The following is a 19,240-nucleotide window of genomic DNA, read 5'->3' as shown; positions in this document are numbered from 1 at the left end:
GATTCTCTAATCAGGAATCACCGATTCCGCGTGCTGTTTGCGCATGGCGGTGCAATTCGGCACTTTCCGAAGAAGCGTTGCCGCGAGAACGGAGCCTTGGGGTATTGACCCCGGACGGACGGGCGATCAAGGGTGAATCCATGAAGGTAGTGCGTGTGATTGTTCTTTGCGGGATGTTGGGCTGGTCCGCGAACGAGGTTTCGGCCCAATATGGTTTGACGGCGGCACCGGACCTGCTGCCGCTGGCGGCGCGACCGCGGCCGTTGGCGCCGACCTTGACCGAAACGTCCCGGGTCCAACCTCTCCCGACCGCGAACGCTTCGCCGTATGCGGGACAGGCGGGGTCGGCGTTCGGGCCGTCGGGGTATTCCGAGACGACCAATAACGGCGGCTACGGGGCCGTACCCCAATATGCCGGCAACTCGTGGTATTCCTCGCCCGGCGCCCCAATCTCGGCGACTTCGACGGACGCCCCGGCCTTGCCCGAGTCCGACCTGATCCTGCCTTTATCGCCGGGCGAGACGGTTCCGCCCAGCGCCGGTCGATCGCCGACGGAATCTTCGCTCCTGGGCATGATGCTTTCGGAGCAGGCGGAGGTTTGCGGTCCGAACGCGGCGGAATCGGCGGGATGCCAATGGCTGGGAGATCCCGCCTGCAACCGGTTGTGGTACGCCCGGGCGGCGGGCCTGATCATGGGCCGCAACCAGCCCAACCGCGTCTGGTTCAGCTATCAATCCAATAACAATGCCAATGAGTTGATGAACGGGCAGGACGCCCGGGTCGATTGGCAGGGCGGCTGGCAGGTCACCATCGGTCGGCGAGACCCCTGCGGCACCTGGGCCTTGGAGGGCACGTACTGGGGGTTCACCGACATGCGGGGCGACGCCTCCGTCACGCACCCCCAATTCGTCAGCACCACGCTCGATTTCACGGACGTGGTTTACGCGAATCCGGCCCTTCCCGGCCTACCCGCCGATCTTTTCTTCGGCGTGTACGAGCAACGCCTGGATCGCCGCAACGAGGTGCATAACGTCGAGATCAACCTCTTCCACTATCGGCCGACCTGGGAGGACGACCCGTTGCGGTTGGACTGGCTGCTGGGCGTTCGCTATTTCCGTTTCGATGAGAGCCTGCGGTTTTCATCCCGGGCACACGCGGGGGCTTGGGGGGCCGATCCCGCCGAGGAAGGCTTCCTCTCGGACCGCGCGGAAAACAATCTGATCGGCGGTCAATTGGGCTTCGACATGGCGTGGCGGGTCTGCCCGACGGTGACGTTGTCTCTGGTTCCCAAATTCGGCATCTACAACAACCATATCCGCAATCGCTTCGACGCCTACCGCGGAGACGGCGAGTTGTTCGGCCCGAATCCCAATCCCCCCGTCGGCGATCCGGTGCCGGGGAGCTATCCCGCCATCTCCAGTAAAAACAGCGTGGCCTTTCTCACGGAGGCGGATATCCGGTTGGATTGGCGATTCGCGCCCCGTTGGACCGCGTTCATCGGCTATCGCGTGGTGGCGGCGACCGGCATCGCTCTGGCGGATCACCAATTCCCGCCCTACGTCGTGGACATCCAGGACGCGATCCTGGCGATCGACGACAACGCGGGCTTGGTCCTGCACGGGGCGTTCGCGGGGGGCGAGTTCCGCTTTTGAAGGCCGTGCCGCGGCGGCCGTCTCACCCGCCGTCGCCGGAAAAACCCTCGGGACGTCCATCCACGAAGTACACGTCCCGGTTCGGTCGCGAGCCGGGAATGTGGATGTCCAGCATTTCCAGCGGCACATCGTCGGTGGCGAAGGCGTGGGTGGTGCCGGGCGGAAGGCGGAGAAAGTCGCCGGCCTTCACGGCGTAAGGTCGCCCGTCCAGGATGGCCGTGCCTCGCCCGCTCAGCACGTAGTAGAACTCCTCCGCGATGCGATGGTAGCTGACCGCGGTGCGGCTGTGCGGTTCCACGCGGACGCGATAGCACGTGGCCGCCCGTTCCTCCTCGGGTTCGATCAGCGACTCCAACAGGTAGGGCCCCAGAGGCCGGGTCCGTTCCGGCGCCCCGCTCGGACGATGGATGATGGCGTGGCGTAAGTCATGAGGCGTCATGGCCGGCGTCGTCCCTTTGGGATCCATGTTAGCACCGCAGGTCCCCCTGCCGCCGGCAAAAAAGTCCGCAGCCGACGGCGATAAGTGGTAGTGTAAAAGGTGACAAGTGGTAGTGTAAAACTGGGAGTCGCCGGCGCCGACCGGTGGTGCCCTCGTGTTTCGCCTCCCCGCCGAACAACGGCCGTTACAAGCGGGACGAGCCTTCTGTGCGTGATGAAGAATAGCGTTTTCGGAGCGCATACCGTCGATCCTGGCGGGGCTAACCGGGTGATCACCGACCCGCGGGCGGGAAGCCCGCCATTGTGGAGGGCCGCGCGTCGGTGTGGTTCCAAGGGTGGAGGGCCACGAGCTGTCGTGGGCGGGGGGCGGAACGGGGCGTCGCTTGGCATGTCGGCGGACGCGACGGAAAGCGTCCCTCCAGGCAATTTCGCGCGAACCCTGGAGCCGCCAGCGTAATCGGTGGTGCGCGCTGCCGTTGGTCCGCGCCGACGCTCAATCGTTGGCAGCGCCGAAGACACCTCCAGCTCGCGCTGGAGGCTCTGGAACCCGTGGCACTGTAACTCACGCTGGAGGCTCTGGAACCGCTGGCACTCTAGCTCAGGCTGGAGGCTCAAAAAGAACGGATCTCTATGACAGGACGGGATTCGAGCGGAGGTTCCTTTGGTGCTCCGAAACGACGCAGATTACCCAAAATCTCACGGATTTTTCGTATCTTGATCGAGTTTTCCGCCGGGCTTGGAATTCTGTAAAACCGCATTGGACTCGGGCCGATTTTTGTGTAAAATTGAACGACGGGCCCCATGCAACCCAGCCTCGGTAAAAGAGGCACGCGGGTGAGAAAGCATTACCTATCCCGCCTTAAATCACATCTGGGGCGCGGCCGTTCCTAACGGACTCAGCAAGTGGTGCGTGGCGTCGGGCGAGTCAGTAGCCGTTCCGTGGAGAGGCAGCGTTGCCCCTCTTGTCCGAGGGCGATCGTACCGGTTTAACCGTGCGAATGTTGCGCCTTTTTCGGCGGACAGTTTCGCGCTAGGTCCGGTGTCTTTCGACATTTGCAGGGAAGCCCCGGGGGGCAAGTTCACGTTTCGCTCCGCGTTCTCACTTGTTGGGTTCCGGCGAGGTTCTCCGCCCGATTTCACGATTTCTCGCGCCATGTCTCGGTTCGTAGCTTTTGAGGGGAAATGCTTTCGGGACGCGGTATCGTGAGAGGTTGCGGGCAAGATGGCGTGTCGGGTAGCGGGTTGGCCTGGCGATGTCGTTGCATAGAGGAGACAAGGCTTTGTACGAATCCGATGCTTTGTACGACGATTTGGATTTGCGACCGGGCGATGAGGATGAGGACGAACTTCAGGGCCGAAGCCTGCTGGAGATGAGCGACGAGATTCTCGAGGAAGACGTCGTCGATGACCTCGACGTCGCCGACGAACTGAGCGAGGAAGCCTATCGCGAGGCGGAGGACGAGGACGAAATCGCCGTCACCGGCGACGAGGAGGAGTCTTGGTCCGACGATCCCGTGCGCATGTATCTGACCCAAATGGGCGAGATTCCGCTGCTCACGCGCCAGCAGGAAATCGCCTTGGCCAAGACGATCGAGGTGACCCGGGCCAAGTTCCGCCGCAAACTCCTGGAGTGCGACTACGTCATGCAGCAGGCGGTGCGCACTCTCAGTCGTGTGGACGAGGGAAAGCTCCCCTTCGATCGCACGGTTCAAGTCTCCGTCAGCGACCACCTGGAGAAGGATCAGATTCTCGGCCGGCTGCCGCACAACCTGAAGACCTTGCAGGTGATCGTGAAGCGGAATCGGCGGGACTACTGGATCGCGCTGAGCAAGTCTCGGCCCATGCAAGAGCGGCAAGCCGCCTGGAAGCGATTGGGGCGTTCGCGTCGCCGCGCCGTCCGCCTGGCGGAGGAACTGGGGCTGCGGACGCAACGCCTGGAGCCGATGATTCGGGTGCTGGAGGAGTTCAGCAGCCGCGTGGATGAGCTGAAGGCCCGGATCGAGGAGCACGCCCGATCGGGGCGGCCCGCCGCTGAACGCAAGCCCTGGATCAAGGAGTGCCGCGATATTTTGCGATTGACGCAAGAGACGCCCGCCAGCTTGCGGAATCGCGTGCAATACGTCAAACGGGTGTACGAGGAGTACCAGTCCGCCAAACGGGCGCTGTCCGAGGGCAACCTGCGGTTGGTCGTCTCCATCGCCAAGAAGTATCGCAACCGCGGGTTAAGCTTCTTGGATCTGATTCAAGAGGGTAACGCCGGTTTGATGCGGGCGGTGGACAAGTTCGAGTATCGCCGCGGGTTCAAGTTCTGCACCTACGCCACCTGGTGGATTCGGCAGGCCATCACCCGCGCCGTGGCCGACCAAAGCCGCACCATTCGCATCCCGGTCCACATGTCCGAGACCATGACGCGGGTGCGCAACGCGTCGCGGCAGTTGTTCCAAGAGTTAGGACACGAGCCGACCCTGGAGGAGACGGCCGCCGCGGTCGAGACCACGGCCGACGACGCCCAACGAGTGCTGACCATGAATCGCTACCCCATCAGTCTGGATCGCCCGGTGGGGAATAGCGAGGACAGCCACTTCGGCGACCTCCTGCCCGATCGCGGGGCGGAAAGCCCGGCCATCGGCGCCACCAACGAGATGCTCCGCGAGAAGCTCAACAAAGTCCTCAAGACCTTGAGCTATCGCGAACGCGAGATCATCAAGTTGCGCTACGGATTGGGCGACGGCTACTGCTACACCTTGGAGGAGGTAGGGCACATCTTCAAAGTGACCCGAGAACGCATCCGTCAGATCGAGGCCAAGGCGGTCCGCAAGCTCCAGCAACCGTCCCGCAGCCAAGACTTGGTCGGTTTTCTCGATTGACGTAGCGGTGACTTGAAGGGCAGATTCCACCGGCGGCTCGGGGATGCGTGGGACGAACACGCCGGCGCGAGCCGCCGGCAATGTTATTGGATGCCCGCCAGGGCCGATTCCAGCCGAGCGATCGGGAAATAGCTCGTGCCGCCGACGAGCCGCAGTCCGGCCGGCGGGGTGCCCCAAGGGCCTAGCACGATGTCCGCTTGACGCAGCAGACGCCGATCGGGCAGACCGGCTTCCGTGATGAGCAGCACGCGGCAATCGACTTGCCCGCGGAATGATTTCACCCGGGGCCAAACGGCGATTTCGATTTCGGGTTCGGCAGAATCGTTCGGCGGAGGGTCGGCCACGGCCGTCGTCTCCAGAACGTGCGACCGCTCCGTCCGCCATTGCCGCCGATCGCCGTCGTACACGCCGGGTTCGAAGCGATCCGACGGTTCGTCCGGGCCGGCGGGGCCTGCCATCCAGCACGCCGGACCAGGGCTCGGCTCCGGTCGGGATAAGATCGAGTCGGCCGAGGGGAATACCACGAGGCGGAGTCCCGATCGGACGAAACACCGTAGCCAAGGATCGCCCGGCTCCAGACCGGAGACGATCGCCCGCAAGTCGCCCAATTCCCGCTTCTCCAGGCCGTTGCGGCACCGCGCGAGCCGTCCGCGGCGGCGGAAGTATTCGTAGTTCCGCCCGTGCCGAATCTTGGCGGGCACCGAATCGACGGGAGGATGCCAAAGATGGAACGTGTGCGTTTGCCGCCGGATGGAATAGACGCGGACGCCCCGTTGATGCAAGCGGATGCCCACGTCGTCATCTTCGCAGCCCCAACCGTTGTAATTCTCATCGAAGCCGTTGACGGCCTCGATATCCCGCCGCCATGCGGAGAAATTGCCGCTCAGAAGTCGCGGCTTGGTCGGGTGTCGCAGGCGGTGATACAGCAGGGCTTTCCAATGGGCGAATCGCAGACGCCGTCGCTCGGCCGGGGGCACGCGCCGCGTAAAAGCGCCGGATAGGACATCTTCCTCGCCGCACGCCTCGCTTGTCGCGCGGTCCCATCGCACGGCGTCCGTGGTCAGTGCCCAACCGGGGCGGCGGAGGCGGAAATGCGCGGCCAAGTGGTCGGGCGGAATCAGGCAGTCGCCGTCCAAGAACAGGACGTAGGGCGCAGTGGAAACGGCGAAACCCTCGTTGCGAGCCAGCGCGGGGCGGAAGCCCCGGTGAGGGTGCGTGCAGAACCGGACGGGCCGGCCCGTCTCGCGCCGGAACCGTTCCACGACCTCGGGGGTCTCGTCCCGGGAGCCGTCGTCGGCCACGATCAGCTCGATCTTGTAGGGAAAGTCTCGCTGGGCCGCCACGGCCAGCAGGCACAGCCGCAGGTTACGAGGCCGCTGGTAGGTGCAAATGATGATGGAGATGTCGGGTCGTGCCATGATAGCAAAAGAATGGAAGGAACGTCGCAGATAATGTTTGCCCCCGATGCGCCGTAGCGGCCGAAGTCGTGGTCGGCCGCGCGTCAACCGTTTGCGATGCGGCGACGCAAGTAGTCAAGCCACATGACGGTACAAATTAGCCAATAACACGAAACGGGACAATTCCACTACGGCAGGGGTGGCGGTTTTGCGACGCGACTGGGCAAGCGCCGACTGCCGGGAAAAATCTTGGTTTGAGGCCTTTCGAGAACGCTGCGGTGGCGAAGGATTAACGTGCGAGCCCGGCCACCGTAAGACCTAAAGGAAATGGAGGCGCCAAAAACTTGACCAGAATGAGAGAGACGAGCATAATCCAAGTATAGTTTGATTAGTTCCGCCTCAGAATACCTCTGTTCAGGGGTGCAGCAATCGCCGCGGAGATCCAGATGGGCTGGAGCTCCGTGATCCTTAATCCTTAATCCTTCCTTTCTCCATGTTCAGGAGGCAAACAGATGGCACGTGTTAGTTCAAATGGGGTTAAGTGTCGGCGCGACCGGCCGGGATTCACGTTGGTGGAACTCCTCGTGGTCATCGCCATTATCGGTATCTTGATCGCTTTGCTTTTGCCGGCTGTGCAGGCCGCCCGTGAGGCCGCCCGTCGGTCGCAGTGCACCAATAACCTGAAACAATTGGGTTTGGCACTGCAAAACTATCATGATGTCAACAAAGTGTTTCCATATCGCAAGGGCGGTACGGCGACAGCTTCGAGTTGGAACGGCGTCGAGTCAAATTACGAAAGGAAGAGCGGCTTCATCCCCTTGTTGCCCTTCATGGAACAGACCCCGTTGTACGACCGCATCCGCGCGGGGGGCGGCAACCCTGTGTCTCCTCCGGAGGGACCGGCGGGTTGGAACGCTTGGTGGGATGTTTGGCGGAACTCGCCCGATATATTGCTTTGCCCGTCCGACAACGGCGTCACCAACAAGAACGATCCTTTCAACAGTTATTCTTTCTGCGTGGGTGACCAAGTCGAGAACATTCGAGACGATCAAGACGTCCGCGGCATGTTCGGCTTCCGTCGAACCTATTCGATGGCGGACGTGATCGACGGGACCAGCAACACGATCGCCATGAGTGAGCGCGTCGCGCATGGCCGGGGTGTGGGTCATTCTTCGGCCGGCGTCGCCAGCGTTGCAAAAGGTACGGAGCATATCATGGCCTACGTCAAAGGGGTCGGCGGCCTGCGTACGAACCCCATCAATTGCCGACCGACCACCGACGGAAAGTACTACACGGCCGGACTGACGCTGAATAGTTGCACGGGAGTGGCCTGGACGGACGGCCAACCGGCTTACGTCGGTTTCAACACCGTTTTGCCGCCCAACAGCCCATCCTGTTCGGAAGACACTGCCAATTGGGGCGACCAGGCTCACATGGTCCTGCCGCCCACCAGTCGGCACCCCGGCGGTGTGAACGCCTTGCTTGTGGACGGATCCGTGCGTTTTATCAGCGAGACGATCGACACCGGCACCCTGTCGCCTAATGCGACGCAGCCGAAGAACGGGCCTTCTTTGTACGGCGTTTGGGGCGCGCTCGGATCCAAGTCCGGAAGCGAGACGGTCTCAGTCCCGTAACGTGCGGTCTCCAGGGGGCGGCTCGCGGCGGCGTGTTCCGTCCTTGCTGCGAGCCGCCGGCGCAAGCCGATGTGGGAGTCGGTGCGCCTCTCTATCCGAGGGGGCGAGTGTTTTTGCCCAGAGGCTTTACAAGCCCGGTGCGGCGCGGTATGTTAACCTGCCAAATCGGCGTCACGTCGCGGTGAGCCTCAAGGTTCGGTGCAGGCTTTGCCGTTGCCTCGCTTGCTCACTGCGGAGCTTGCGGCTGCGGTGAAGGTTCTACCGCGATCTCACGGCTCGCCGCGACGGCAAGGGGGCGCCGATCGGGGCGGCTTGTCGCTTATTTCTCAACAGCGGGTGGAAACTTCTATTTGGAGAGGGTGCGATGCAAAACTACGTTGCGAGGTGTACGATCGTTCTCGCCGGCGCAGCGGTGGCGGCGATCGTCCTGGGTGGGGCGTGCAATCGCGGGACTGCCAAACCAAAGACCTATCCGGTTACCGGAACCGTCACCATGAACGGTCAGCCGGTCGCCGGTGCCACTGTGACGTTCTCTCCGAAAGAGCAGGCCGGGCCTGGCCAAACGGGGCCCCAAGCGGCCAGTGCCGTGACCGACGAGCAGGGCCGGTATCAGCTCGGCACCTTTGCCAAGGGTGACGGGGCCTTGCCGGGTGAATACCTGGTTTCCGTCACGAAGTACGAAGGCGGCGGTCCCACAGGCGGTGGGAGCGGCTCGGAAGAAGATTATCGTCCGCCTGTGCCCGGCGAGGAAGTGCCCGTGCCCAAGAACGTCTTGCCGGCGCAGTATGCCAATCCGGCTACCTCCGGCCTAAGTTTCAAGGTCGAGGCCAAGTCCAACACCTACGACATCCAACTTCAATAGTGCTTGTGCCGAGACGGTCGGCGGCTGGAGACAGGCTGGGATTGGAGGAAGCACGGAGCTGCTCGTATCCCGGGCTGATGCAGGGTATTTGTGTCCCGTCAACGCGAGGTTGCCATGGGGAGGTCGATCACAACGGCCTCCCCTTTTTGCCATACCAATACCGTGCCGGCATTCCATGCCTCTCTTCGCACCATGGCCAGGCCCACGCCCTTACCGCGACAGGGGGAATAGACTGCCGAGGTAACTCGGCCCACCGGCTTCTCCTCGAAAAGCAGCCCGGTCCCCGGCGCGGGAATCTCATTTCCGAAAAGCAGGCCGCGGAGCTTACGATTGAGGTGCCCATGCGCCTCCAACCGCGCCACCGTCTCTTGGCCCAGGTAGCAGCCCTTGGTGGTCGAAATGGCGCGGGGATCCGTTGAGACTTCGGGGCCGAGGCAGTCGGGACTGATGTCGCGTCCGAACTCGGGCAGCCCAAGCTCGATGCGAACGGCATCCCAAACGGGCAGGGGGGCCGCGACCGCGTTGCACTCTGCCGCTCGCCCCGCCAGATCGTCTCCATGCTCGGATTCGCATACCAGGGCGAATGCCTCCCAATCACCGCGACGAATGCAGCGAACAGTCACCGGATTTCCCGCAATCGGGAACGTACCGTGATCACCGGAGCGGCCGGCGCACACCGACCGGTTTTCCAGGTTGGGCGCGTCGCCGCTCGCGGGCGAGGCGTCGAGCAGGGCCTGCAATCGGGCGGCGGCTCCTTTCCCAAAGAAGCGAAATTGCCGCCGTCGACCGGAGGCGTCCTCAAAAGTTACTTGTTCTCGAATGCGATAGCGCTGAAGGTGTTCCAGGATGGTACCGCTTTGCCCCCAGGCGGAGGTGATCTCAAAGCCGTCGTGCTCCCGGTAGATATCGACCAGCGCCACGGTTCGGCCTCGGGCATCGAGGAAGAAAGCGGGAATACCTTCCCCCGGATTCAGGGCGCGGAGATCGGCCGAGCAGAGCCGGTGCAAGTAATCTCGCGCTTCCCGACCCCGGACAACGATTTCCGTTGAACCGGGCAACTCTACCAGGCATCGGCCCTCCTCCACGGCGGCCGCATAAGCCCGCAAATCTTCGCCTGTTGCGCTCATTGACATTCGATCGCGTGATCCCAAATCCCTGGACTTATCTCGTTGACAGAACCTGCGGGGGTATTTGCCGCAATATACGCTATGGGAATTGACGTTATTATACGCGCGGCGTAAGATTAGGGGACTCCCGTTCACAATTGGCATGGGCGTGATTTCGGGTACTGCACTTGCGATGCAGCCCGTCGCTCGGATCACGCACGCACGTGGGTTTGAGGTTTGTACCGTCAAAAGAGCGGGATGCAAGATTCCACAAAGTATTGTCAGGAAATATCGCTACAAGTGTCCTGAAGGGAAAGGAGTGCATTGGAGAACATGGTACCGGTCACGTTGACAGAGAAAGCCGCACAAGAGGTCAAGCGAGTCCTTGCTGAGAACGGCATGTCGCCGGAGACGGCCCTTCGGGTTGCCGTGGTGGGCGGCGGATGCAGCGGTTTCGAGTATCGGCTCGATTTCGACGCGTCACCTGCTTCCGAGGATGACGTGGTCGGAGAATGCCTGGGCGTCCGCGTGGTCGTGGACCGCGCCAGCGTGCGATTCTTGCAAGGCACCACGATCGATTATCATGATTCCCTGATGCAAAAGGGATTCGTTTTCAACAATCCCCTCGCGGTCAAGACGTGCGGCTGCGGAACGTCGTTTGCCGTGTCTTGAGAGATCCGTCGCAACGGCCTCGGCCGGCCCGGCAACCGTTCGAGCCGCAGACGAATTATTCGCCGCCGTATTCTTCGCGGGTTGTGACCGACGATTTTCCTCCTCGCCCGCGATTTCTGCGAATACGGCGGCCCTTTTGTCGCGTTTCGTAAAGCCTTGCTCCGACGGTCTCGCAGCCGCGGGAGGTTGCGGCAGGGGCTGGTGGATGTGCGGACGCGATGCAGCGCTTCCCGCCCAGTCGGCGGAATGGCGGCCGCCCATCGAGGTGTGGAACGAGGGAGGGTCTCGCTCCGTGGCTCGCCGGATCAACGCAACAGGTTCGTTTGCGGGAAGCTGCCCGCGCCTTTTTCCACGCCGATTTCTCTTCACCCTTCGGCTCGGCTAAAATACCAGATGCCGAAACCGGCGTCGCGGGGTTCTTTCTGATAGGGAACGGGCCGCGTCTTGAAGCCGTCGGTCCGGCGGCAAAGAACCCGGCGTTGACCGTCGGCCCCACTCTGTTCTCCTTCGCTGCCGCGCCGCGGAGCCCCAGCGATCGAAATCCGTCTCTTGGGACCAGATCATGTTCGACCGATCTCCCGAGGTTGTCCGCCGATTGCACGCCAACATTAGCCGCGTGCTGCTGGGGAAGGACGAAGTCATCCGCCTTTGCCTGACGGCCCTGTTCGCCGGAGAACATATCCTGCTGGAAGACGTGCCCGGGGTAGGCAAGACGCTGTTGGGCAAGGCCCTAGCGCGGAGTATCGACGGCGTATTCCAACGCATCCAATTCACCCCGGACCTGATGCCGAGCGACATCACGGGCAGCAATCTGTTCCACGCCGAGAAGCGGGAATTCGTGTTTTATCCCGGTCCTGTCTTCGCGAACGTCGTGCTGGCCGACGAGATCAACCGCGCCACGCCTCGTACTCAAAGCGCCCTCTTGGAGGCCATGAGCGAGTCGCAGGTGACGGTGGAAAACCACACCTACCCTCTACCCAAGCCCTTCATCGTCATCGCCACCCAGAATCCCACCGAGTTCGAAGGCACGTATCCGCTTCCCGAGAGCCAGATGGATCGTTTCCTGTTGCGAATCTCGCTAGGGTACCCCGCCCGGGATTGGGAACTGCAACTCTTGACGCAGCACCAAAACGGCGAGCCGGTGGAATCCTTGGAACCGGTGGCCACCGCGGAGGAGATCCTGACGCTCCAGACGGCGGTTCGCAAAGTCCGAACGACGCGGGAGATGGACGAGTATCTCTTGGAACTGGTGCATGCCACGCGGCGGTGCCCGGAATTGCGGGTGGGGGCCAGCGTCCGCGGCATGCTGATGCTGTACCGGGCGGCCCAGGCGTCGGCCATGTTGGCCGGCCGGGATTACGTGGTCCCGGACGACATCCAGACCCTGGCCTTGCCCGTCTTGGCGCACCGCGTCATTCCGCAGGGTTACCTGCACGGCAATCAGCGCGAGGCGGTGGAATCGCTAGTCGCGCGGCTGATCCAGGAGGTGCCCGTGCCCGCATGAGCCTTCGCCGCGCCCCGTCCGCGCGGGTGAGCGGGAGGGCGTTCACGCACTCGCCGGTTCCATCTCCGGAGCACGTTCGATGACTTGGTCGATCAGACCGTAGTCGCGGGCTTCCTCGGCCGACATGAAGCGATCGCGATCGGTGTCGCGCTCGATCTCTTCCAGAGGCCGCCCCGTGTGTTTGAGCAGGATGGTGTTGAGCCGTTTCTTGAGGGCGCTGAACTCCTTGGCGTGGATGAGGATATCGGAGGCCGAGCCTTCCATGCCCGCCATCGGCTGGTGGATCATGATCCGGGAATTGGGCAGGGCGAAGCGTTTATTTTTGGTTCCCGCCGCCAGCAGCACGGCGGCCATCGACGCGCATTGCCCGATGCAATACGTCGCCACGTCGCAGCGGACGAACTGCATGGTATCGTAGATGGCCAGCCCGGCCGACACGCTGCCGCCGGGAGAGTTGATGTAAAGGTGGACGTCGGCCTTGGGGTTTTCGGACTGGAGGAACAAGAGCTGGGCCACCACGGCGTTGGCCAGCTCGTCGGTGATGGGCGATCCGATGAAGACGATGCGATCCTTGAGCAGGCGGCTGTAGATGTCCATCGCCCGCTCTTCTCGGCCCGTCCGTTCGATTACGAAGGGTATCAGTGTCATGGGGTCCGTCTCCCTGGCGAATGCGCGAAAAGCGGACAGCCGAACCCGCCCTGCGGCGGCCGCTCGGCGCCGACTCGATCAAGCGTTCTGTTCCTCTTCTTCCACCGCCTGCTTCTTCAGGATGTCGTCCACGACACCGTAATTCTTGGCCTCTTCCGCGGTCATATAGAAATCGCGATCGGTGTCCTTGGCGATGCGTTCCAGCGGCTGCCCGGTGTGCTGGGCCAAAATCTCGTTGAGCAGGTCCCGCGTGCGGAGGATCTCCTGGGCCTGGATCTCGATATCGGAGACCTGCCCCCCCACCTGCCCGTAGGGTTGGTGAATCATCACCTTGGAGTGCGGCAGGGCCAGCCGCCGTCCCTTGCTTCCGCCGGCCAACAGCACGGCCGCCCCGCTGGCCGCCAGCCCCACGCAATACGTGGCGACCGGGCAACTGACCATCTGCATGGTGTCGTAGATCGCCAGGGTGGCGCTCACGCTGCCGCCGGGCGAGTTGATGTAAAAGTGAATCTCCTTCCGCCGATTCTCGCTTTGCAGATACAACAGCTTCATGATCACTTCGCTGGCGTTCCCGTCGTGGATGACGCCCTGAAGCAAAATGATGCGGTTTTCCAGCAGCAAATCGCCCAACGTCAACTGCCGTTGCCGCTGGTAATCGCGATAGCTCGCGACGGGGTCCATGATGGGACGCAAGGCAAGGAGGGGATCGTCCATGGTCGGTTCCTATCGTTCTTCGATGCCGTCCTTTCGGACCAAATTCGGCACGAGCACAAGGCCGCTCGGGGCACGGCCGAACCGCGAACGTCGATCGACGGTTCTCCGCAAAGCCCTCGCGACCCTTCAAGCATAGCCCCAAAAAAAGAACCGCGTCGATCCGCGCGGTTCTTCGCCATGTTCGGAAATCTACGCGAGCCGGAAGCGATTGCGTAAACCGCTAATCGTTCCCGCCCTGCGACGGTTCCGCGGTCTCGTCGGACTTGGTCCGAGCCACGCTGCCGGACAGGGCGAACTCCAGCTCCTCGTCGTCCGCTTCTTTTTCGATGTTGACGGTCCGCTCTTCGATTTCCGCGAACTCCAAGACGCGCTCGATGACCTTCCGCTCGGTGACCTGGTTTTGCAGCACGTCCCAGGCATTCTCCTGCTCGATCCTCGCACGCACCCGCCGCGGGCTTTCGTTCGTCTGCTCCGCGATGCGAACCACCTCGCGTTCCAGATCTTCCTCGGAGACGTCGATGCCTTCCTGCTCCGCCAACTGCTCCAAGACGAAGTGCTCCCGCAACAACCGGTCCACCTTTTCTCCGGCCTGGCGTTGCAGTAGATTGAGCTGCCGCTGAATATCCTCCTCGGAATAGCCCTGCGACTGCATTTCCAGGGCCATGCGCCGCAATTCCCGAATCGTCTGCTTCTTGACCAAGTCGCGAGGCAACTCGAAGCTGAGTTGGCCGATCAACTGATCCAGCACCTGCTTCCGCAGGCTTTCCGCCCGCTTGCTCTCCAGCCGCACGGCCAACGTCCGATCCAGCTCCTCGCGCATCTCCTCGGCCAACTTGGCTTCGGTCGTGCCGAACCGCTGTGCCAGACCGGCCAGGTCGTGCCGCTTCACGGCCCGAACTTTGAACACCGCCTCGACGGTCTTGCCGACCAACTCCGGATCGCGACACTCCTGGGACACGGTGACCGAGCAAGTCCGCGTCTCCCCGGCCCGAACGCCCACCATGGTCTCGCCGAATTTCTCGGCGATTCCGTCGAAAAAGCTCAGCGTGGGGCGAATCCGAATCGTCTCGTCTTCCGCGGAATTGATGACCCGGTCGTCCAACCTCAACGTCAGATCGGCGACGATGTAATCGCCCATTTCGGCGGGGCCGTCCACCTCCGTCAACTCGGCCTGGGACTCCAGAAATTGGCGGGCCCGCTGATCACGGAAGGCGTCCGAAACTTGGTAGACGGGCTTTTGGAGCTTCAACCCCTTCCAATTCTCGATCGTGAACTGCGGCCGGACCTCGATGCTGAATTCGAACACGAAATCGCCGTCGTCCGGCAATTCCACCTTGGCCAAGTCCAAATCCGGATCGGAGATCGGCGCGAACGCCTTTTTCTCGGACAAATCCTCGAAGGCCGCCAGCATCAATTTGGCCTTCAGCGATTCCTTCAGCTCGACCCAGTAACGCTTTTCCAGCAACTTTCGCGGAACGTGACCCGGCCGAAAACCCGGGACCGCGGCCGTGTCCTTGATTTCCATCAATTCGTCGGCGAAGAACCGCTGCACCTCGCGCTGAGGAATCGTCACCAGGACGCGACGCTTGCAAGCCTCCACTTCCTCGATCGCGTACTCGTACTCCAAAGGCGGCTTCGGGGCCTCGTCCAAATCCTCCCCTTCGGCTTGTTCGCCGGCAACCGCAACGGCTTGCTCCAACTCCGCCCGGGTTTCCTCCGCGTGTTCGCCGGAAGCATCGGAAACCGACTTGTCGCCGGAGGAGGATGGGAGGGATTGGTCGAATTCGGAGGGGTTGGAAGAGGTCATGGAGCAACCCGGGGCTACAAAAATACGATTGTCACCTGAAAGAGCGGGTGATGGGACTCGAACCCACGACAACGACGTTGGCAACGTCGTGCTCTACCACCTGAGCTACACCCGCGATCGAAGGCCGAAGGCGACGTGATTCCGGCTCACCATCGACGTTTCTCATTTTGTAACGGATTGGCGTTCCGCGTCAAGTACCCTGAGAGCGTCCCGGAGGCAACTGCGCCGATTGTCCGCATCGAACATGCCATCCGCGGCCGTTTTCCCATGGAAAGGCCCGGCAACAGCCGCAGATCGAACCGCAACCCCTGCAACCAGCCGAGCCCGCCCTGAACTTGTCGGCCCCCAAAAATCCGTAGGCGCCGTGCGTGCGCCGCGCGACCACGCGGCAATTATAGGTTAGAAGAAGTTGATCGGGAGAACGCGGGTTCCGGCAAAGCCCTCAATAGGTGAACCCCACCATGGGGAGGCGAATTGAGGACTTGCTGGAACCCCGATTCAGACGCGCCATGCGGCGAGCACCGAGCTGCCAGCCGTGTTTTGTGCGTTTGATCCCGATCGGCTTCGATTCCAGCGTTCTCTAGGGTGCCCGGCACCCTAGATTTCATTGAGGCACAACCCCCGCTTCGTTGGACGAGCGGACGCGCAGTCTCTTCTGGGGCGCGATCCGCTCGTCCGCTTTTTTGGCCTTTTCGTGTGATTCTCGCGAGACCTGCCGCTCTTGCCTCGCTCCGCCTGATCTCGTCCGAGGCTGCGGACACACCGACCGATTTCGCCCTGTTCATCCTCCCTATTCAGGTGCGCTCAGATCCGCCCGCCCGCTCCGGTTGACGGAAACCGCAGGGCTCCAATGCCTTCGTTTTGACGACGTCCAGGAACTTCACGGCGGCGATTTGTTCGAACGGGATGAGGAGGGCACGCCCCCCCAATTGGTCAGGGGTCGTCCGCTCCACGAACAAGATGCCCGGGCGGTGCAAGAAGGCCGAGAACGGGATCTGCTCGCCGAACAGAGTAACAAGGATGCCCCGCTGGGGTACACCGCTGGGCCAACGAGCGAAAAACTCCGCCCAGTGGTCGCCCGCGGAAGCCGCCACGTCCGCGGATGTGCTTGCAATGGGTTCGCTCATGTTCCCAGTCTCCGTGCCCCCGGGGCCGCCCGCCTCCGGAAAAAGGCCGACCGGATTGGCCGCGGTATGCCGCCGAATGGGCAAGCTCGTCATCAACTTCGCGCCGGCCACGTATTCTTAGTTAGAGGAGCCGGCGAAGATTCCCCCCGTCGGCTGCGGCCGGAACCCACCGGCACAGGGTATTGCTGGGGTGGCGGGGAAAGGGCCTACCGCCGCAGCGATACCTCAAAAAAGCAACCCGGGCCGTCTTGATGGAAACATAGCTTGCAAAGGAGAAAACTGCGCAACCGCTCAGCATCGAATCCGCGTCGAGCATCCCAGCCGTCTGTCCCGCTTCGCGTTTGCGGTTGGTGTTTTGCCGCTCCGCCATCGCGGAGACGTGAAATCACTCGTGAACCGGACTTACGGACTCCGGAGATCATTCCTTTCCAGGGTGAGGCTCCGTGCCCAATCCGACGCGACGGGGGACCGCATACTGGTGCCGCCGAAATTGATACCAGCGGCGCGGAATCCGCCGGCGGCTGTGGCTTTTTCGAAGCTCGGCCGATAAAATAAAATGTAAAGTTTCGGGGGCGAACTGGCTTCGACCGGACAGGTTGAGGTTCCAGCGGCGTGCCGTGGTTGATCGGTGGCCCACGTAAAAAGCCGGTCACAACAATAAGTGCCAACCATAGCTTGGCCTTGGCTGCCTAAAAACGCGCAGCCCCGACTGATGGCTCCCGTCGGAGGGGCCTGAAAGTCGGCCGCCAATTCCGACTGGTCTCGGGTCACGTCGAGAACGCCCGAGACGAGATCCCCGTCCTCGACTGGTCGAGAAGGCAGCCTGCCGATTGGCGGCCCGACCGACGAGAAAGCAAAGAATCGGCTACGCACGTAGAAGCTGGTGCCGAAATGTCACGGGACGCGGGTTCGATTCCCGCCGCCTCCAATTCGGGGTACCGGAGTCATCCGGTGCCCCTTCTTCCTTTTTCGTGTCAGAAGGTGACGCTGCTTCAGGACTTCTGTTCTCCTCGCCCGCACCCTCTGATTGACTGTCAGCGTCATCTCCCGCCGCTTCTCGACCCTCTGAGACGGCCGAATTGCTGACAATATACTGACAAGGGTTCGGGACGGCGGCCAAAGTCCTGGCTTGATCGTTGATGCCGATGTGAGTGTACCGCATCGTCACCTTGATACCAGAATGCCGGGCCAATTCGCGAGCTTCAGGGAGACTGGCGCCATTTCTGAGCAACTCCGTGATGTAAGCGTGGCGTCCGGCCGCGTGAAAGTCCGCCACGCCTGAGGGCGTGAAGTATGGAATACCTGCTCGTTCAAGGTCTTTCTTGACCATCAGCCACGTCCCACGCTGTGCCGGCTTCGGAAATAACGGCTCGTCAGTTCCGAATTCCTCCAACCACTCGCGTAGCATCACTACGAGGTCGGGATGGAGCGGCGAGGCATCGGTGCGGCGGTGCTTGGAAACTGGGGCGGCCACAGTCACCGTAGGCGGTGTTTTGTCGAGATCAAAACTTCCCGGCGTCAAACTCGCCGGTTCACTTGGGCGAAGCCCCGTCATGTACGAGAGGATGGAAATCCTCGCCCGTGTTTCTCCGTCGGAGTACTAAATCTTTGCGGGAGACGGGTCACGTCCTTTCCTGGCAATTTCAGGATGTCGAAAACGAATAAGCGGAGCTTGGTCCGTTCGTCGTTCTGTATCTCGGCCGCATAGTCGGGACTCGTGGCCAACACGGCGACGGCGGCTTGCAACGGTGAGGTGGTGGCCGTGTTGCCGGTGTCTACTTCCGCTTGCGAACAAATCAGTTCGCCGTCGAGGATTGTGCCGGCGATGGAATCCATTCCAGACGTCAGGTGAGGCAAGTTCGCCTGGTACTCGCTCAGCCGGCAGGTGACTTCACTCGTGCATCGGCCGGTGATGCGAACACCGTGTTCGTCGATATGCAGCAGTGCCCGAACGCCGTCCTTCTTCTCCTGCACGATCCGGGCGTGATGATCGGCTTCGAGTTCACCGGCCGTAACGGTGTCGAGGTCCTGCCAGTCGGCCAGCAACATGGGCGAGACTTGGGACGGCAACGGCTCACCCGGATGTTCCCGCGCCCAATGGTGATTCCTCAACGCGGCGATGTATGGTTCCTTGCTTGGCCTGCCGTTGACCTCGATCGTGATTCCCAGTTCCGCACATTCGGTGTGAAGTTCTGCGAGCGTTTTCAAGGGACGGCTCCTTCTGAAGTGCCAGATCGGCGGCGTGGACATTCACGGCGCCGGTCTGTGTACCCGGCTGATGGTGCGGGCTTTGGGCGGAGGTAACTGTTCCACCGGAACCATTCCAGCCGTTCGATTGGTCGTTTCGGCACAAGCACCAACTGACCAGCGGCCAGCTTGACTGAAAAGTACAAGGCGGGTAGGGTGTTTATAGGGGGAAATAGATGAGAAGGAACAGCAAGAAATGCAGTTCGGTGAACGAGTTCGACAACTTCGGACGCAGCGGGGTCTGACCCAACGCGACTTGGCCGAAAGCATGCGCGTCAGCGACACGTACATCAGCAAGGTTGAGAACGAAAACCTCCACTTCGGCGACTACCCCTCCGAGAAATTCATCCACAAGCTGGCAGACGTTCTCGAAGCAGACGAAGAGGAACTGCTGTTGTTAGCGGACAAAGTGCCAGCCGCAATCAGGCAACGGGTCCGAGAACGACCCGATGCGTTCCGAACACTTGCGGGTCTGGATGACAAGACTCTCGATGGGCTGCTGGCTCAAGTGACAGTAGGGCGGGGCAAAACTCGAACAAAGAAACGACGGTGAATGACCGGGGAG

General features: G+C 61.9%; 15 protein-coding genes, 1 tRNA gene, 1 other RNA gene and 1 pseudogene. 8 read left to right on the top strand and 10 right to left on the bottom strand.

The genetic code is table 11. The annotated features are described in order from the left end of the window. Positions 1-140: 140 nt before the first annotated feature. Complete coding sequence (locus ACZ5B4_RS11675; RefSeq protein ID WP_464911406.1) at positions 141-1,652, top strand: BBP7 family outer membrane beta-barrel protein; 1,512 nt, start codon at positions 141-143, stop codon at positions 1,650-1,652. A gap of 22 nt (positions 1,653-1,674) precedes the next feature. On the opposite strand, the gene ACZ5B4_RS11670 is transcribed toward ACZ5B4_RS11675, so the two are convergent. After that, on the bottom strand, positions 1,675-2,091 hold the full coding sequence (locus tag ACZ5B4_RS11670; RefSeq protein WP_464911405.1) for a cupin domain-containing protein: 417 nt from the start codon (positions 2,089-2,091) through the stop codon (positions 1,675-1,677). Positions 2,092-3,343: 1,252 nt separating this feature from the next. On the opposite strand from ACZ5B4_RS11670, the gene ACZ5B4_RS11665 reads away from it, so the two are divergent. Further along, complete coding sequence (locus ACZ5B4_RS11665) at positions 3,344-4,957, top strand: sigma-70 family RNA polymerase sigma factor (RefSeq protein ID WP_464911404.1); 1,614 nt, start codon at positions 3,344-3,346, stop codon at positions 4,955-4,957. Positions 4,958-5,040: 83 nt separating this feature from the next. Here the strand turns inward: ACZ5B4_RS11665 and ACZ5B4_RS11660 are convergent, their stop codons facing one another. Continuing rightward, on the bottom strand, positions 5,041-6,375 hold the full coding sequence (locus tag ACZ5B4_RS11660) for a glycosyltransferase (RefSeq protein ID WP_464911403.1): 1,335 nt from the start codon (positions 6,373-6,375) through the stop codon (positions 5,041-5,043). Positions 6,376-6,866: 491 nt separating this feature from the next. Here ACZ5B4_RS11660 and ACZ5B4_RS11655 point away from each other — a divergent pair, with 491 nt between their 5' ends. Both ACZ5B4_RS11655 and ACZ5B4_RS11650 read left to right on the top strand, forming a co-directional pair. Next, the gene (locus tag ACZ5B4_RS11655) at positions 6,867-7,988 is read left to right on the top strand and encodes a DUF1559 domain-containing protein (RefSeq protein ID WP_464911402.1); all 1,122 of its coding nucleotides are present in this window, start codon (positions 6,867-6,869) and stop codon (positions 7,986-7,988) included. A gap of 364 nt (positions 7,989-8,352) precedes the next feature. Beyond that, entirely contained in the window at positions 8,353-8,850 is a 498-nt protein-coding gene (locus ACZ5B4_RS11650; RefSeq protein WP_464911401.1) for a carboxypeptidase-like regulatory domain-containing protein, read from the top strand. A 98-nt stretch (positions 8,851-8,948) separates the two neighbouring features. On the opposite strand, the gene ygfZ is transcribed toward ACZ5B4_RS11650, so the two are convergent. Beyond that, positions 8,949-9,977 (bottom strand): CAF17-like 4Fe-4S cluster assembly/insertion protein YgfZ, encoded by a 1,029-nt coding sequence (gene ygfZ / locus ACZ5B4_RS11645; RefSeq protein ID WP_464911400.1) that lies wholly within the window; start codon positions 9,975-9,977, stop codon positions 8,949-8,951. Positions 9,978-10,289: 312 nt separating this feature from the next. On the opposite strand from ygfZ, the gene ACZ5B4_RS11640 reads away from it, so the two are divergent. Together ACZ5B4_RS11640 and ACZ5B4_RS11635 are read left to right on the top strand one after the other, a co-directional pair. Then, entirely contained in the window at positions 10,290-10,628 is a 339-nt protein-coding gene (locus ACZ5B4_RS11640) for a HesB/IscA family protein (RefSeq protein WP_464911399.1), read from the top strand. 562 nt (positions 10,629-11,190) lie between these two features. Next, entirely contained in the window at positions 11,191-12,132 is a 942-nt protein-coding gene (locus ACZ5B4_RS11635; RefSeq protein WP_464911398.1) for an AAA family ATPase, read from the top strand. 42 nt (positions 12,133-12,174) lie between these two features. Here the strand turns inward: ACZ5B4_RS11635 and ACZ5B4_RS11630 are convergent, their stop codons facing one another. From ACZ5B4_RS11630 to ACZ5B4_RS11610, 5 genes are all read right to left on the bottom strand, one after another. Then, positions 12,175-12,780: an ATP-dependent Clp protease proteolytic subunit gene (locus tag ACZ5B4_RS11630; RefSeq protein WP_464911397.1), complete on the bottom strand. Its 606-nt coding sequence runs from the start codon at positions 12,778-12,780 to the stop codon at positions 12,175-12,177. A gap of 78 nt (positions 12,781-12,858) precedes the next feature. Beyond that, positions 12,859-13,494 (bottom strand): ClpP family protease, encoded by a 636-nt coding sequence (locus ACZ5B4_RS11625; protein WP_464911396.1) that lies wholly within the window; start codon positions 13,492-13,494, stop codon positions 12,859-12,861. A 220-nt stretch (positions 13,495-13,714) separates the two neighbouring features. After that, entirely contained in the window at positions 13,715-15,301 is a 1,587-nt protein-coding gene (gene tig / locus ACZ5B4_RS11620) for a trigger factor (RefSeq protein WP_464911395.1), read from the bottom strand. Positions 15,302-15,343: 42 nt separating this feature from the next. Continuing rightward, positions 15,344-15,416: transfer RNA gene (locus ACZ5B4_RS11615), tRNA-Gly, on the bottom strand. A 679-nt stretch (positions 15,417-16,095) separates the two neighbouring features. After that, complete coding sequence (locus tag ACZ5B4_RS11610) at positions 16,096-16,428, bottom strand: hypothetical protein (protein ID WP_464911394.1); 333 nt, start codon at positions 16,426-16,428, stop codon at positions 16,096-16,098. 568 nt (positions 16,429-16,996) lie between these two features. On the opposite strand from ACZ5B4_RS11610, the gene ssrA reads away from it, so the two are divergent. Further along, positions 16,997-17,359, top strand: a transfer-messenger RNA (tmRNA) gene (gene ssrA, locus ACZ5B4_RS11605). Positions 17,360-17,632: 273 nt separating this feature from the next. On the opposite strand, the pseudogene ACZ5B4_RS11600 reads toward ssrA, so the two are convergent. Both ACZ5B4_RS11600 and ACZ5B4_RS11595 read right to left on the bottom strand, forming a co-directional pair. Continuing rightward, positions 17,633-17,983 (bottom strand): annotated as a pseudogene (locus tag ACZ5B4_RS11600) (hypothetical protein); the annotation flags it as partial. Beyond that, positions 17,980-18,636 (bottom strand): ATP-dependent DNA ligase, encoded by a 657-nt coding sequence (locus ACZ5B4_RS11595; RefSeq protein ID WP_464911393.1) that lies wholly within the window; start codon positions 18,634-18,636, stop codon positions 17,980-17,982. The pseudogene ACZ5B4_RS11600 and the gene ACZ5B4_RS11595, both read right to left, overlap by 4 nt. A 235-nt stretch (positions 18,637-18,871) precedes the next feature. On the opposite strand from ACZ5B4_RS11595, the gene ACZ5B4_RS11590 reads away from it, so the two are divergent. Then, complete coding sequence (locus ACZ5B4_RS11590) at positions 18,872-19,228, top strand: helix-turn-helix domain-containing protein (RefSeq protein ID WP_464911392.1); 357 nt, start codon at positions 18,872-18,874, stop codon at positions 19,226-19,228. Positions 19,229-19,240 lie beyond the last annotated feature (12 nt).

Source organism: Thermogutta hypogea (assembly GCF_055386265.1).
The sequence above is the reverse complement of the archived record's forward strand: the minus strand, read 5'-3'. Positions and strand labels throughout refer to the sequence as shown.

Excerpts from the sequence above, each read along its gene's own strand:
- ACZ5B4_RS11655 (WP_464911402.1), top strand. The coding sequence starts at position 6,867 with ATGGCACGTGTTAGTTCAAATGGGGTTAAGTGTCGGCGCGACCGGCCG.
- ACZ5B4_RS11630 (WP_464911397.1), bottom strand. The coding sequence starts at position 12,780 with ATGACACTGATACCCTTCGTAATCGAACGGACGGGCCGAGAAGAGCGG.
- ACZ5B4_RS11590 (WP_464911392.1), top strand. The coding sequence starts at position 18,872 with ATGCAGTTCGGTGAACGAGTTCGACAACTTCGGACGCAGCGGGGTCTG.
- ACZ5B4_RS11650 (WP_464911401.1), top strand. The coding sequence starts at position 8,353 with ATGCAAAACTACGTTGCGAGGTGTACGATCGTTCTCGCCGGCGCAGCG.
- ACZ5B4_RS11670 (WP_464911405.1), bottom strand. The coding sequence starts at position 2,091 with ATGACGCCTCATGACTTACGCCACGCCATCATCCATCGTCCGAGCGGG.
- ACZ5B4_RS11610 (WP_464911394.1), bottom strand. The coding sequence starts at position 16,428 with ATGAGCGAACCCATTGCAAGCACATCCGCGGACGTGGCGGCTTCCGCG.
- ACZ5B4_RS11640 (WP_464911399.1), top strand. The coding sequence starts at position 10,290 with ATGGTACCGGTCACGTTGACAGAGAAAGCCGCACAAGAGGTCAAGCGA.
- ACZ5B4_RS11635 (WP_464911398.1), top strand. The coding sequence starts at position 11,191 with ATGTTCGACCGATCTCCCGAGGTTGTCCGCCGATTGCACGCCAACATT.
- ACZ5B4_RS11665 (WP_464911404.1), top strand. The coding sequence starts at position 3,344 with ATGTCGTTGCATAGAGGAGACAAGGCTTTGTACGAATCCGATGCTTTG.
- ACZ5B4_RS11625 (WP_464911396.1), bottom strand. The coding sequence starts at position 13,494 with ATGGACGATCCCCTCCTTGCCTTGCGTCCCATCATGGACCCCGTCGCG.
- ACZ5B4_RS11660 (WP_464911403.1), bottom strand. The coding sequence starts at position 6,375 with ATGGCACGACCCGACATCTCCATCATCATTTGCACCTACCAGCGGCCT.
- tig (WP_464911395.1), bottom strand. The coding sequence starts at position 15,301 with ATGACCTCTTCCAACCCCTCCGAATTCGACCAATCCCTCCCATCCTCC.
- ACZ5B4_RS11675 (WP_464911406.1), top strand. The coding sequence starts at position 141 with ATGAAGGTAGTGCGTGTGATTGTTCTTTGCGGGATGTTGGGCTGGTCC.
- ygfZ (WP_464911400.1), bottom strand. The coding sequence starts at position 9,977 with ATGAGCGCAACAGGCGAAGATTTGCGGGCTTATGCGGCCGCCGTGGAG.